Origin of the sequence: Defluviimonas sp. D31 (assembly GCF_033436765.1) — a bacterium.
In the GTDB taxonomy this organism is placed as follows: Bacteria; Pseudomonadota; Alphaproteobacteria; order Rhodobacterales; family Rhodobacteraceae; genus Albidovulum.
The window spans coordinates 520,297-533,872 of record NZ_JAWQFN010000001.1; the positions used below are offsets into that span (position 1 = coordinate 520,297).

Genomic DNA, 13,576 nt, shown 5'->3' on the forward strand with positions numbered 1-13,576 from the left:
GGGGGCGCTGCCCCCGGACCCCCGGGGTATTTCCACAATGAAGAAATCCCGAGCGGGAGCGGTGGTTTGCGCTACACGTAAGTGCCGAAGCGCGCGAGGCGGAACGGCGCGAGGTCGTGGCGCGGCGCGCGGCCCTCGACGAGATCTGCGGTGACGCGGCCGACCCCGGGGCCGATTCCGAAGCCGTGGCCCGACATGCCGGTCGCGATCGTGAGGCCGGGCAGCGCCGCGGCGTGGTCGATGACAGGCAGGACATCTGGCATCGTGTCGATCATGCCGGCCCAGGCGGCGGCGATCAGCGGTCTTCCGAGCCCGGGGAAAGCCGCGGCGAACCGGTCGCGCATCCGTTCGACCTGGGCCGGATCGGGTTCCGGGGCGAGGATGCGCATCCGCTCGAACGGGGTTTCCCCCTCCGCGGTCCAGCGGCGCGGCGTCCGCCAGCCGTCGGGGAAGTGGCGCGGCGCGGCGGGCTTGAACCGCGTGCCGGCGATATCCTTGCGGATCAGGGGCAGATAGGTCCGGAAGAGCCGGAACGCATCGGGGCCGAGGTAGAAGTCGTGGGTGAGCCGCAGGGCAAGCGTGTAGCCGCCATCCTGCCGCCGCCGCAGCGCGAAGCGGCTGTCGGCCGCCGCGCCGGGGAAGATCTGCGGCAGGGGGGCGGTCGCTGCGACCGTCGCGCGGACCGAGAGTTGCGGCAGCCCAAGCCCGTGCGTCCGGGCGAAGAGTGCGGACCACGATCCGCCGGCGAGCACCACCCGGTCCGCCGCGACGCGCCCCATCTCGGTCATCACGCCCGCGACGCGGCCCGCCGTGATGTCGAGCGCCCGCACGGCGCAGTTCTCGACGATCCGGACGCCGCGTGCCGCCGCCGCCTCGGCGAGTCGCGGCACCGCGATCCAGGGTTCCGCCTGTGCGTCCGAGGCGGTCCAAATCCCGCCGGTCCAGCCCGCGTCGCCCGGCAGCATCGCTGCGACCTCGGAGCGCGACAGCACCCGCGTGTCGATCCCGTGCGCCCGCGCATGCGCCGTCCAGGCTTCGTGCGCCGCCATGTCCCTCGCCCCGTTGGCGATGTAGAGAACGCCGGTCTGGCGAAAGCCGAGCGAGGCGCCCGCCTCGGCCTCGAGCCCTTTCCAGATCGACAGCGCCTCGATCATGATCGGCAGTTCGGCCGGGTCGCGGCCCTGCTGGCGCACCCAGCCCCAGTTGCGGCTCGACTGTTCCCCGGCGATCCGGCCCTTCTCGCAAAGGACGACCCGGACGCCGCGCCGGGCGAGGTACCATGCCGTCATCACGCCGATCACGCCGCCGCCGATCACCACGACGTCGGCGGCCTTCGGCGGCGGGCCGGGGAAGCGGACCGGGCTCGCGACAGAGATCGGAAACATCACCCTGAAACCTGCCTCCGCTCCGGGCGTGCTCAGTGCATCTTCTGGCGGATCCGCCGGATCATCAGCCAGACGCCAAGCAGCATCGGCGGCACCAGCGCCGCGGTCAACAGGCTTTTCTTCCAGCCCATCGCATCGGCCAGGGGTTGAAGGAAATAGCTGCCGAGGCTCACCGCGTAATAGGAGATCGCGACGACCGAGAGCCCCTCGACCGTGTGCTGGAGCCGGAGCGCAAGGTCGGCGCGGCGGTCCATGCTCTCGAGCAGCTTCTGGTTCTGGCCCGATCGTTCGACATCGACGCGGGTCTGCAGGAGCTCGCCCGCGCGTTCGGCGCGCTCGGCCATCTGCTCGAGCCGCCGCTCGGCCGATTTCACCGTCCGCATCGCCGGATCGTAGCGGCGGGTCATGAACTCGGCGAAGGTCTGGCGGCCGTTGAACCGCGTCTCGCGCAGGACCTGCACGCGCTGGGTCACAAGGGCCTCGTAGGCGCCGGTCGCGCCGAAACGGAAGGCGTGGCGCACGGCCTGCGCCTCGAGCTCGGCGGAGATCGCCAGGAGCTCGTGCAGCGTGTCCTCGGCGTCGCGGCCCTTGTCGGACATCGTCGCGACAAGCTCCGACAGTTTTGGGTCGAGCGCGTTGAGCCGGCCGTTGAGCTCCCGCGCCCGGCCGAGGCCGAGCATCGACATCGCCCGGTAGGTCTCGATCTCGCACAGCCTTTGGACGATGCGGCCGATGCGGCGGGCGCCGGTGCCCGGCCGGGGAAAGATCGCGAAGCGCATGAAGCCCGCGGGATCGATCTGGAAGTCGCCGGCGATGATCGCCGCCTCGTCCAGCACCCAGGAACAGGCGAGGCTTTCGGGGACGAACCACTCCTCGAGCCGCGTCTTGACGGTCTCGAGGTCGTCGGGCAGCGGCTCCACCCGGATCAGGATCGCGGCGACGCGCCTGCCGGGCGCGCGCGCGGCCCACTCGGCGGGAAAGACCTCGGCCTCGGCCGGGTTGAAGGCGCGGTCGCCGACGCCCTTGCCGAAGGCAGAATAGGTCACGAACTCGGTATGGCTTTCCCATTTCAGGTCATGCCGTCCGATCCGCGCGGCGTGATGGGTGGCCCCTTCGGGTGGATGCGCGGCGCCGTTCCGGTCGAGGAGCGACAGAAGATGCGCGAGGTCTTCGGATCGGTCGCGGTTATGGGCGTCGACGGGCTGCTTCACCGCGAAATAGACGGCGTGGCAGGGCAGGTCGAGCGACGGAAAGGGCCGCGCGTGGAGTTCGTTCACAAGCGCGTAGCGCAGGGGATGGTCGTCGATCATGGGTTGCGTCTCCGTGCCGGACCATAGCGCCCGCCAAGGCATTTGCGGGGGGAAAGCGTGCCGGTGACAGGCACACCGAGGTATACTTGCTTTTAAGCAACGCTTTAGCGGCATCGCGGCGCGATGAGAAGGGCCGCGAACGCCGCCGCGGCGGCAGCCGCGAAGGTGTCGCCTGGCCCCGACAGGGTCCAGAGCCCGCCCGCGAGCACGTTGGCGCCGAGCGTGGCGATGCCGCCCATCAGGTTGAAGGCGCCGAAAGCCGTGCCGCGCAGCTCCGCCGGGGCGGCGCGGGCGATGGCGGCGGAGAGAAGTCCCTGGCTCAGCCCCATGTGGAGGCCCCAGAGCGCGATGCCGAGGAAGGCGGCCGCAAGCCCGCCCGTCGCGGCGAAGATCAGATGCGCGGCCACGAGCGTCAGGATCGAAAGACGCAGGAGCCCGCCCTGCCCGACCCGGTCCGACAATGCGCCGGCGGGCCAGGCGACCACGGCGTAGATGAGGTTCATCAGGACGAAGACCGCGGGCGCCCAGGCCGGTGCGAGCCCGGCATCGGCGGACTTGAGGATCAGGAAGGCTTCCGAAATCCGCGCGAAGGACAGGGCCGCGCCGAAGGCAGCGACGCGCCAGAAGGCCGGGCCGAGGGCGGCAAGGGTCCGGCGGTCAAGGCGCGGCGGCACCTTCCGCTCGCCGTCGTGTCGCGGCGGCTCGGACACGCCGCGCCACAGGACGAGGACCGCGAGGACGGCGGGCAGGACGGCCACGGCGAAGACGAGCCGGATGTCGCCGCCCGACAGCAGCATCAGCGCAATGGCCAGGAGCGGCCCGAGGAACGCCCCCGCTGTGTCGAGCGACTGGCGCAGGCCATAGGCCGCGCCCCGCTGCGCCTCGGGCACGAGGTCGGCGACCAGCGCGTCGCGCGGCGCCCCCCTGATGCCCTTGCCGATCCGGTCGGCCATGCGCGCGGCGAGCACCGTTCCCGCCCCGCCCGCCACCGCGAAGACCGGCTTCGTCAGCGCAGCGAGCCCGTAGCCCATGATGAGGAGCGGCTTGCGCCGTCCGATCCGGTCCGACCAGACGCCGGAGAAGACCTTGACGATCTGCGCCACGGCCTCCCCCGCCCCCTCGATCAACCCGACCGCGAGAGCCGTCGCGCCGAGCGTTCCGGTCAGGAAGAGCGGCAGGAGAGCATGGATCATCTCGGAGGAGACATCCATGAAGAGGCTGACGAGGCCAAGGGCGACGACGCCTTTTGGAAGGGTGCGGACCATGGGGCTCCCTCCAACGAAAAACCCCGGCCGCCTGGGCCGGGGTTTCGCTTCAGTCGAGCATCGGCAGGAGACTGTCCACCGACTTCTTGGCGTCACCGTAGAACATCCTCGTGTTGTCCTTGTAGAACAGGGGGTTCTCGATGCCGGAATAACCGGTTCCCTGACCGCGCTTGGAGACGAAGACCTGTTTCGCCTTCCAGACTTCGAGGACCGGCATCCCGGCGATCGGGCTGTTGGGATCCTCCTGCGCGGCCGGGTTCACGATGTCGTTCGAGCCGATGACGATGGCGACGTCCGTCGAGGGGAAGTCGTCGTTGATCTCGTCCATCTCCAGCACGATGTCGTAGGGCACCTTCGCCTCGGCCAGGAGCACGTTCATGTGGCCCGGCAGGCGGCCGGCGACGGGGTGGATGCCGAAGCGCACCTCCTTGCCCTTGGCGCGGAGCTTGCGGGTCAGTTCCGCGACCGACTGCTGCGCCTGCGCCACCGCCATGCCGTAGCCCGGCACGATGATGACGGAGTCGGCGTCGTTCAGCGCCGCCGCCACGCCGTCGGCGTCGATGGCGATCTGCTCGCCCGCGATCTCCATCGCCGGTCCGGCCGTGTTGCCGAAGCCGCCGAGGATGACGCTGATGAAGGACCGGTTCATCGCCTTGCACATGATGTAGCTCAGGATCGCACCCGAGGAACCGACGAGCGCGCCGGTCACGATCAGGAGGTCATTGCCGAGCGAGAAGCCGATCGCCGCCGCGGCCCAGCCCGAGTAGCTGTTCAGCATCGACACCACGACCGGCATGTCCGCGCCGCCGATCCCCATGATCAGGTGATAGCCGATGAAGAGCGCGGCGAGCGTCATCAGGAACAAGGGCAGAAAGCCCCCGGTATTGAAGTACCAGACGAGGCAGATCGCGGAGAGCGCCGCGGCGCCCGCGTTCAGCATGTGCCCGCCCGGCAGTTTCTCGGCCTTCGAAGTCACCTTGCCCGCGAGCTTTCCGAAGGCGATGACCGAGCCGGTGAAGGTCACGGCCCCGATGAATACCCCGAGGAAGAGCTCGACCCTGAGGATCGACTGTTCGACCGGCGTCTTGTGGGCAAGGACGGCGGCAAAGCCTTCGAGCCCGTGACGGGCTTCCTCGCTCATCGCCAGCACGTTGCCGAGCTCGAAATGCGCGTTGAAGCCGACGAAGACGGCCGCGAGGCCGACCAGCGAGTGCATCGCAGCGACGAGCTGCGGCATCTCGGTCATCTGGACCTTGTTGGCGACGTAAGTGCCGATGATGCCGCCGCCCGCGATCAGGAGCACCGACAGGAGCCAGAGCCCCGAGCTCGGTCCGATCAGCGTCGCGGCGACGGCAAGCGCCATGCCGACGATGCCGTACCAGACCGCGCGCTTGGCGCTTTCCTGCCCCGAAAGCCCGCCGAGCGACAGGATGAAGAGAACCGCCGCGACGACATAGGCGGCCGTGGTGAAACCGAATTCCATCTCTACGGCCTCCTTCAGGATTTCTGGAACATGGCGAGCATGCGCCGGGTGACGAGGAAGCCGCCGAAGATGTTGATCCCGGCCATGAAGATCGAGAGCGCCGCCAGCACGATCACCAGGAACGACCCTGACCCGATCTGCATCAGGGCACCGAGAATGATGATCGACGAGATCGCGTTGGTGACCGCCATCAAGGGCGTGTGCAGCGAATGCGAGACGTTCCAGATCACCTGGAATCCGACGAAGACGGCGAGCACGAAGACGATGAAGTGCTGCATGAAGCTCGCGGGCGCCACGAGGCCCACGCCCAGCAGCAGCGCGCCGCCGACGGTCAGGAGCGTGACCTGGCTGCGGGTCTGCTTCTTGAAGAGCGCGACTTCCTTCGCGCGCCGCTCCTCCGGTGTCAGCTCCTTCGCCTTCTCCTTCGGTTTCTGCGCCGCGATCGCCTGCACCTTCGGCGGCGGCGGCGGGAAGGTGATCTCGCCCGCGTGGGTGACGGTGGCGCCGCGGATCACGTCATCTTCCATGTTGTGGTTGACGACACCGTCCTTGCCCGGCGTCAGGTCCGCCATCATGTGGCGGATGTTGTTGGCGTATAGGGTCGAGGACTGCGTCGCCATGCGGCTCGGGAAGTCGGTGTAGCCGACGATGGTCACGCCATTGTCGGTGACGATCTTCTCGTCGGGCTTGGTCAGCTCGCAGTTGCCGCCGCGCTCGGCGGCGAGGTCGACGATGACCGAGCCCGGCTTCATCGCCTCGACCATGTCCTTCGTCCAGAGGACGGGCGCGTCGCGGCCGGGGATGAGCGCGGTGGTGATGACGATGTCCACCTCGGGCGCGAGCTCGCGGAACTTCTTCAGCTGCGCCTCGCGGAACTCGGGGGAGGACGGGGCGGCATAGCCCCCCGTCGCAGCACCGTCGGTCTGGCTTTCGGCGAAGTCGAGATAGACGAACTCGGCGCCCATCGATTCGATCTGTTCGGCCACTTCGGGGCGAACGTCAAAGGCGTAGGTGATGGCACCGAGCGAGGTCGAGGTGCCGATCGCGGCAAGGCCGGCAACGCCGGCGCCGACGACGAGCACCTTCGCCGGGGGCACCTTGCCCGCCGCCGTCACCTGGCCGGTGAAGAAGCGGCCGAAGTTGTTGCCCGCCTCGATCACCGCGCGGTAGCCGGCGATATTGGCCATCGACGACAGCGCGTCCATCTTCTGGGCGCGGCTGATCCGCGGCACCATGTCCATCGCGACGACGGTGGCGCCCTGCTTGTTGGCGAGTTCCAGAAGCTCCTTGTTCTGCGCAGGGTAGAAGAACGAGATCAGGGTCTGGCCCTTCGAGAGCCGCTTGGTCTCGGTCTCCGAGGGCGGCCGCACCTTGGCGACCACATCGACTTCCTTGAAGAGCGCGGCCGCGGTCTTGACCACCGTCACGCCGGCCGCCTCGTAGGCCTTATCCGAGAAACCGGCCGCCGCCCCGGCGCCGGCCTCGACGAAGCACTCGTGCCCCAGCTTCTTGAGCAGACCCGCCGAGTCGGGCGTCAGCGCCACCCGCGCTTCGCCCTCAAATATCTCCTTCGGTGCCCCGATCTTCACTGTCCCTCTCTTTCCGCGACTACAATCTTCGGCCTTGGGGTCGAAAATTCTCCGCTTCCCTCGGTTCGCGCAATATTATTAGCCTTCGATGCTGCGTCGCGGCAATAGGCGATTTCACTGACGCTGGGTCCGGTCGTCCCGGTCACAGCCATCGCCGAGTCCGCTGACGGTAGGCGTCGAACTCTTCTCCGAAATGCTCCGCGAGCCGCTCCTCCTCGCCGCGAATGAATCGCAGGTCGATCACCCACATGAAGACCGCAACCAGCGGAAGCGCCACGAGCGCATCCCAGGCGATGAAAAGGCCGGCCAGAAGCAGGGCGTCGCCCAGATAGATGGGATTTCGGCCGAGGCGGAACACACCGCCCGTAACCAGTGCACCGGGATCCCGGCGAGGGATCACGGTCGTACGTGCAACCAGCATCTGCACCGCTGCGACCAGCATCAGCGTTACGCCGGCAATGATCAGCGCCCCACCGACATAGTCATTGGCCGCGGTCTCGACCGGAAGGAACTTTCCGACGATACCTCCGAGCACCGCGAAGCCGGCCAGCCAGACCGGCGGGAAATCCACGTCTTTGGCCATCGAATGGCTTCCTGTACCCAAGCTTAACGGACCCTAGTGCCCGAAGCCGGCCGAACGCAAGCCGCCGACCCGGGAAAGTCGCGTCATTCGGAAGGGTTTGTGTTCCCTCCGCACCGGCTGGGTTGCGATTTCTCTGGCGAGGCGGCACGAGGCCTCCTAGACAGGAACCGTACCCGTGAAGGAGACCCTCCAATGGCCGCCGATTTCGCCGCGACCCGCGCGATGTTCCAGCTTCCCGACGGGGTGATCTATCTCGACGGCAATTCGCTCGGCCCCCTGCCGCGGGGCGCGGCCGAGCGCGTGGCCTCCTGCATCACCGGTGAATGGGGCGACATGCTGATCACCGCCTGGAACCGGGCGGGCTGGATCGATTTGCCGCGCCGGCTCGGGGACCGGATCGGGCGGCTGATCGGGGCGGCGCCAGGAACGGTCGTGCTGGGCGACACGCTGTCGATCAAGGTCTACCAGGCGCTGGCATCGGCGCTGGAACTTAATCCCGGCCGCCGGGTGATCCTGTCGGATACAGGGAACTTTCCGTCTGATCTCTACATGGCCGACGGGCTCGTCCGCACGCTCGGGCGGGGCTGCGAGCTGCGCACGGTGGCACCCGAGGCGGTCGAGGCGGCGATCACGCCCGATCTTGCCGTCCTGATGCTGACCGAGGTCGATTACCGCACGGGGCGCCGCCACGACATGGCGCGGCTGATCGCGAAGGCGCATGAGGCGGGGGCGCTCGTGGTCTGGGACCTCGCCCATTCCGCCGGCGCGATCGAGGTCGACCTTGCCGGGGCGAAGGCCGATTTCGCGGTGGGCTGCACCTACAAGTACCTCAATTCCGGCCCCGGCGGCCCGGCCTTCATCTATGTCGCGCCGTATCTCGCCGACCGGGTCAGGCCGGCGCTGTCGGGCTGGCTCGGGCATGCCGCCCCCTTCGCCTTCGACCTCGACTACCGCCCCGGCGCGGGGATCGAGCGGATGCGCGTCGGCACCCCGCCGATCCTGCAGATGGCCGCCCTCGAGGCCTCGATGGACATCTGGGACCGGGTAGAGATGGCCGATGTGCGCGCACGCTCGATAGAACTGTCCGAGGCGTTCCTGCGGGGTGTCGAGGCCGCCTGCCCGACGCTGGAGCTTGCCTCGCCGCGCGATCCCGCGGCGCGGGGAAGCCAGGTGAGCTTCCGCCACCCCGAGGGCTACGCGATCATGCAGGCCCTGATCGCCCGTGGCGTGATCGGCGATTTCCGCGCCCCGGACATTCTGCGCTTCGGCTTCACGCCGCTCTACACGACGATGGAGGAGGTCGAGGCGGCGGTCAGGATCCTCACCGGGATCATGGCGACGTCGGCCTGGGACCGCGCGGAATTCAGGACCCGCGCGAAGGTGACGTGAGGGGCTTCCGGGCCTTCTCGGCCCGGACCCGGGCGGGGGGCCTGCCCCCCGCACCCCCCGGGGGTATTTACGCAATGAAGAAGGGATGGGGCGGCACTTGCGGCCCGAGGAGGTGGAATGGCGGATCCCTATGACCCCGGCCGGGAAGGCGCCGAGACGTCATTTGAGGGGCGCATGTCCTATGGCGACTATCTCGCGCTCGACACGATCCTCGGCGCGCAGAAGCCGCTGAGCGACGCGCATGACGAGATGCTGTTCATCGTCCAGCACCAGACCTCGGAACTCTGGATGCGGCTGATGCTGCACGAGATTTCGGCGGCGCGGGCACGCATCGCGGCGGACGATCTGGCGCCGGCCTTCAAGATGCTCGCCCGCGTGGCGCGGATCATGGAGCAGCTGAACTCGGCCTGGGATGTGCTTAGAACCATGACGCCTTCGGACTATACGCGGTTCCGGACAGCACTCGGGGTGTCCTCGGGGTTCCAGTCCTGGCAGTACCGGCTGATCGAATTTGCCGCCGGCAACCGCAACCTGGCGATGCTGAAGCCGCATGCGCACCGGCCCGACATCCTCGCCCGGCTCGAGGCCGAACTCGGGCGGCCCTCGCTCTATGACGAGGCGTTGCGCGCCGCCGCCCGTGCCGGCCTGCCGGTACCCGAAGAGGTTCTGGCGCGCGATCTGAGGGCGCCCTGGACCGCGCATGACGGCGTCGAGGCCGTCTGGCGCATCGTCTACGACGATCCCGAGGCGCATTGGACGCTTTACGACCTGGCCGAGAAGCTCGTCGATTTCGAGGACTACTTCCGGCGCTGGCGCTTCAACCATGTGACCACGGTGGAGCGGGTGATCGGGTTGAAGCGCGGCACCGGCGGCACCGGCGGCGTGAGCTACCTGCGCCGGATGCTGGAAGTGGAGCTGTTCCCCGAGCTCTGGCACCTGCGCACAGGGCTCTGAGCCGGGGCGCGGCGAGCGGCCTTCATCGCCGGAAAGACGCGCCCGCAGGCGCGACATTCGGCGTGGCACCCGACAGGAGGCCGGCGACGCGGGGATCGAGGCTTGGCGAGCCCTTGTCGTAGAGCCCGACCTGCCGCATCGCCGCCCTGAGGTCGATGTTGCTGCCGAGGAAGCGCCAGACGATCGGCGCGCTAAAGGGCGCGCGGTGGCGGCTGGTGATGCCGAAGGTGGCGCCGCGCAGGTAGGTTTGTTGTCCCCGCCCCACGGGGTAGAGCACCGTCTCGACCAAAGCGTCCCGCGCGAGGCTCTGGAATTCCATCACGAAGATCCGGTTGCCGAGCATCGCCACCCGGCCGTGGTACTTGGACAGGTAGAGCGTGCCGTCCTCCGGGTCGACCGAGCGTTCCACCGACTTGCAGTGCACCATGCCGTCGCGCTCGTCGATCCGCACCAGCGCGCAGATGATCGCGTTGTTCCAGCTCTCGGTCGGGAAGTAGCTGAGGTAGTAGCCGAGATAGCGGCGCAGCGGGATCGTCTGGCCCTCGAAGGCGCTGTCGAAGCCGCGGCTGCCGGGACGGCTCAGAACCATGCCCTGAAGGCGCGGCGCCACGGTCGGATGGATCTCGAACTCTTCCGGCGGCAGCAGGAGTTCGGCCGGGCGGACGCCGAAATGCAGGGCGATCCGCCGCAGGTTCGCCGCCGACGGTGTCGAGGCGCCACTGAGGTACTTGTTGAACTGCTGGCGGTTGATTCCGATCTGACGGCAGGTCGCCGAGATCGACGAATCGGTCGAGCAGAGGAGCCGCAGATTCGTCGCGATCGCTGTGTGTTCCAAGCGCGGTCCTTCCGGAAGGGGCCAGACAGGCGGTTTCACCGCCAATCTATTTCGCGACCTGACGCGAATACAGCGCAAATTCGCGTCAGGTCGCTGCCGGCGGCGAAATTGTTCGCCTGTCGCTTCCGCGCTTTCCTGAGAGCGACACCGCCGCGTCCCGGCGCGTCACACAGCAGGGAGAACATCATGACTTCGCAGAACATCACCTGGAGCCGCGTCGGCCTGCCGCGCCGCGCGTTCCTCAAGGGGGCGACGGCGCTCGGGCTGGCGTCGGTCGCCGGTCTTTCGCTGCCGCGCGCCGCGCGGGCCGAGGGCGGCACGCTGAAGACCCGGACCTATGCCGACATCCGCTCGATGGACCCGGCCTTCAGCCAGGGCGTGGTGGACGAGGAGATCCACGCCGCGATCTACAACAAGCTGATCCAGTACAAGCAGGGCCGCGAATGGGGCTGGCAGCTCGACGCCGCGGCGATGGTCGAGCAGGCCGACGACACACATATCAACTTCGCGCTCCGCGACGATATCGGCTTCACGAACGGGTTCGGCGCGATGACCGCCGAGGACGTGAAGTTCTCCTTCGAGCGGATCATCGACGACACGCTGGAATCGACGAACAAGCCCGACTGGGGCCCCCTGGACCATGTCGAGGTCACCGGCGAGCGCACCGGCACGATCGTCCTGAAGAACGCCTTCCAGCCCTTGTGGAACATCACCCTGCCCTACATCGCCGGCAACATCGTCTCGAAGGCCGCCTTCGAGCAGGCCGGCGGCAAGATCGACACCCAGCCCGTCGCGACCTCGGGCCCCTACCTCCATGCAGGCTGGGAGCCGAAGCAGAAGACCACGCTGAAGCGCAACCCCGACTGGAAGGGCGATCCCGTTGCCTACGACGAGATCCAGATCTTCCACATCGACGACGAAAAGGCCGCCGAGATCGCCTTCGAGGCCAGCGAGATCGACTTCACACGCGTCAGCCTCGACTCGGTGGAGCGGCTGAAATCCGCACCGATCGAGGGTGCGACGCTCGATGAATACCCCTCGCTCTACTACGTCTGGGTCGGCATGAACCTCGACAATCCGAAGCTTGCCAACATCAAGCTCCGGCAGGCGATCCAGTATGCGATCGACGTGCCCTCGATCATGGCGGGCGCCTATTTCGGCGCGGCCGAGCCCTCGACCGGGATCATCGCGCCGGGCCTCGCCGGCCACCGCGAGGCGTCGATGACCGGGGCGGCTGCCGATCTCGAAAAGGCGCAGGCGCTGATGGCGGAATCGGGCGAGACCAATGTCTCGCTGACGATGGACATCCTCAACAAGTCCGCCAACGTCACCGCGGCGCAGATCATCCAGGCGAACCTTGCCGCGATCGGCATCACGCTGGAAATCAAGCTCAACGAGGGTGCCACCTTCTGGGAACTCGGCTCGAACGAGGGGCTGGAGCTGGTGCTGAACCGCTTCTCGATGACGCCGGATCCCTATTACGCGACCTCGTGGTTCATCGCCGAACAGGCCGGCATCTGGAACTGGGAGCGCTTCAGGAATGAGGAGTTCGACCAGCTCCACATCGCCGCCCAGTCCGAGGCCGATCAGGCCAAGCGCGCGGAGATGTATGTCCGCATGCAGAACCTGATGGAGGAAAGCGGCGCCTACAAGTTCATCACCCATGAATCGACGCCCGTTATCTACCGCAACACCGTAGCACCGGCGCTCCGGCCGGACGGCCTGCCGCTCTACCGCTACTTCGGCGCGGCCTGACCAGCTCCCTGCGGACGGAGGGAGCGCGGGTTCGCCCGTGCCCCCTTCACCTTCAGGCGGTCGAAAGCGTTCGGGGAGGAACCATGCTGACCTATATTCTGCGCCGGTTGGGACTGGCGGCGCTCATCACCGTGCTCGCGGTGACGCTCCTGTTCCTGATCATCCACATGATTCCGGGCGATCCGGTCTCGACCATGCTCGGCCCGAAGGCCTCGCCGGAGCTGCGTGCCGCGCTCGAGGCGCGGATGGGCCTCGACAAGCCCTTGCCGGTGCAGATCGGGCTTTTCTTCGCCAACATGCTGCGGGGCGATCTCGGCATGGACGTTTTCACCAACCGTCCGGTGACGATGATCGTGCTCGGGCAGATCCCCCACACGCTGGTGCTGATCCTGTTCTCGATCCTCTGGTCGGCCCTGCTCGGCATCGCGCTCGGCTGCTACTCGGCGGTCAACCGCAACTCTTTCGGCGACCGGCTCGCCGGCGTGCTGTCGGTCTCGGTCATCGCGGTGCCGGCCTTCGTCGTCTCGCTCTACTCGCTCCTGATCTTCGCGGTGAAGCTGCAATGGTTCCCGGCGATCGGCGCGGGCGAGCCGGGCGCCTGGGGCGACCAGTTTCACCACCTGATCCTTCCGAGCCTCGCGATCGGGCTGTCCTGGGTCGGCTACATCGCCCGACTCGTCCGCGCCTCGATGCTCGAGGTGATGGGCGAGGGCCATGTCCGCACCGCCCGCGCCTTCGGCCTGCCGGAACGCCGGATCACCTACCGCTACGCGCTGAGGCTCGCGATCCTGCCCACCGTCACGGTGATCGGGGTGGGCATGGGCTTTCTCCTCTCGGCCGCCGTCTTCACCGAGATCGTCTTTTCGCGTCCCGGCCTCGGCAAGCTGGTGATCGACAGCATCACCACCCGCAACTACCCCGTCGTGATGGGCTCGGTGTTGTTCTCGACGCTGATCTTCGTCGCCTCCACGACGCTCGCCGACATCATCAACGCCATCCTCGACCCGCGCATTCGGGCCGGCAAGTGA

The 13,576-nt window shown here is 67.8% G+C and carries 11 protein-coding genes; 4 read left to right on the top strand and 7 right to left on the bottom strand.

All coding sequences use genetic code 11. The features are described 5' to 3' along the window. Window positions 1-71 precede the first annotated feature (71 nt). From R5H32_RS02520 to R5H32_RS02545, 6 genes are all read right to left on the bottom strand, one after another. Window positions 72-1,388 carry an FAD-dependent oxidoreductase gene (locus tag R5H32_RS02520; protein WP_318337107.1) on the bottom strand — a complete coding sequence of 439 codons (1,317 nt, stop codon included), beginning with the start codon at window positions 1,386-1,388 and terminating at the stop codon, window positions 72-74. Between the two features lie 29 nt (window positions 1,389-1,417). Next, window positions 1,418-2,695, bottom strand: coding sequence for a DUF3422 domain-containing protein (locus R5H32_RS02525; RefSeq protein ID WP_318337108.1), 1,278 nt, complete (start codon window positions 2,693-2,695; stop codon window positions 1,418-1,420). A 104-nt stretch (window positions 2,696-2,799) separates the two neighbouring features. Continuing rightward, the gene (locus tag R5H32_RS02530; protein WP_318337109.1) at window positions 2,800-3,960 is read right to left on the bottom strand and encodes an MFS transporter; all 1,161 of its coding nucleotides are present in this window, start codon (window positions 3,958-3,960) and stop codon (window positions 2,800-2,802) included. 49 nt (window positions 3,961-4,009) lie between these two features. Next, the gene (locus tag R5H32_RS02535) at window positions 4,010-5,443 is read right to left on the bottom strand and encodes an NAD(P)(+) transhydrogenase (Re/Si-specific) subunit beta (protein WP_318337110.1); all 1,434 of its coding nucleotides are present in this window, start codon (window positions 5,441-5,443) and stop codon (window positions 4,010-4,012) included. Between the two features lie 14 nt (window positions 5,444-5,457). After that, entirely contained in the window at window positions 5,458-7,032 is a 1,575-nt protein-coding gene (locus R5H32_RS02540) for a Re/Si-specific NAD(P)(+) transhydrogenase subunit alpha (RefSeq protein WP_318337111.1), read from the bottom strand. A 142-nt stretch (window positions 7,033-7,174) separates the two neighbouring features. Beyond that, window positions 7,175-7,615, bottom strand: a complete 441-nt coding sequence (locus R5H32_RS02545; RefSeq protein ID WP_318337112.1) for an isoprenylcysteine carboxylmethyltransferase family protein — start codon at window positions 7,613-7,615, stop codon at window positions 7,175-7,177. A 192-nt stretch (window positions 7,616-7,807) separates the two neighbouring features. On the opposite strand from R5H32_RS02545, the gene kynU reads away from it, so the two are divergent. Together kynU and kynA are read left to right on the top strand one after the other, a co-directional pair. Beyond that, window positions 7,808-9,004, top strand: coding sequence for a kynureninase (gene kynU / locus R5H32_RS02550; RefSeq protein WP_318337113.1), 1,197 nt, complete (start codon window positions 7,808-7,810; stop codon window positions 9,002-9,004). A gap of 117 nt (window positions 9,005-9,121) precedes the next feature. Next, window positions 9,122-9,958, top strand: a complete 837-nt coding sequence (kynA, locus tag R5H32_RS02555) for a tryptophan 2,3-dioxygenase (RefSeq protein WP_318337114.1) — start codon at window positions 9,122-9,124, stop codon at window positions 9,956-9,958. A gap of 22 nt (window positions 9,959-9,980) precedes the next feature. Here the strand turns inward: kynA and R5H32_RS02560 are convergent, their stop codons facing one another. Next, window positions 9,981-10,793 (bottom strand): helix-turn-helix transcriptional regulator, encoded by an 813-nt coding sequence (locus R5H32_RS02560; protein ID WP_318337115.1) that lies wholly within the window; start codon window positions 10,791-10,793, stop codon window positions 9,981-9,983. 186 nt (window positions 10,794-10,979) lie between these two features. Between R5H32_RS02560 and R5H32_RS02565 the strand changes: the two genes are divergently transcribed. Both R5H32_RS02565 and R5H32_RS02570 read left to right on the top strand, forming a co-directional pair. Continuing rightward, window positions 10,980-12,548, top strand: coding sequence for an ABC transporter substrate-binding protein (locus R5H32_RS02565; RefSeq protein WP_318337116.1), 1,569 nt, complete (start codon window positions 10,980-10,982; stop codon window positions 12,546-12,548). Window positions 12,549-12,631: 83 nt separating this feature from the next. Continuing rightward, window positions 12,632-13,576, top strand: a complete 945-nt coding sequence (locus R5H32_RS02570; RefSeq protein WP_318337117.1) for an ABC transporter permease — start codon at window positions 12,632-12,634, stop codon at window positions 13,574-13,576.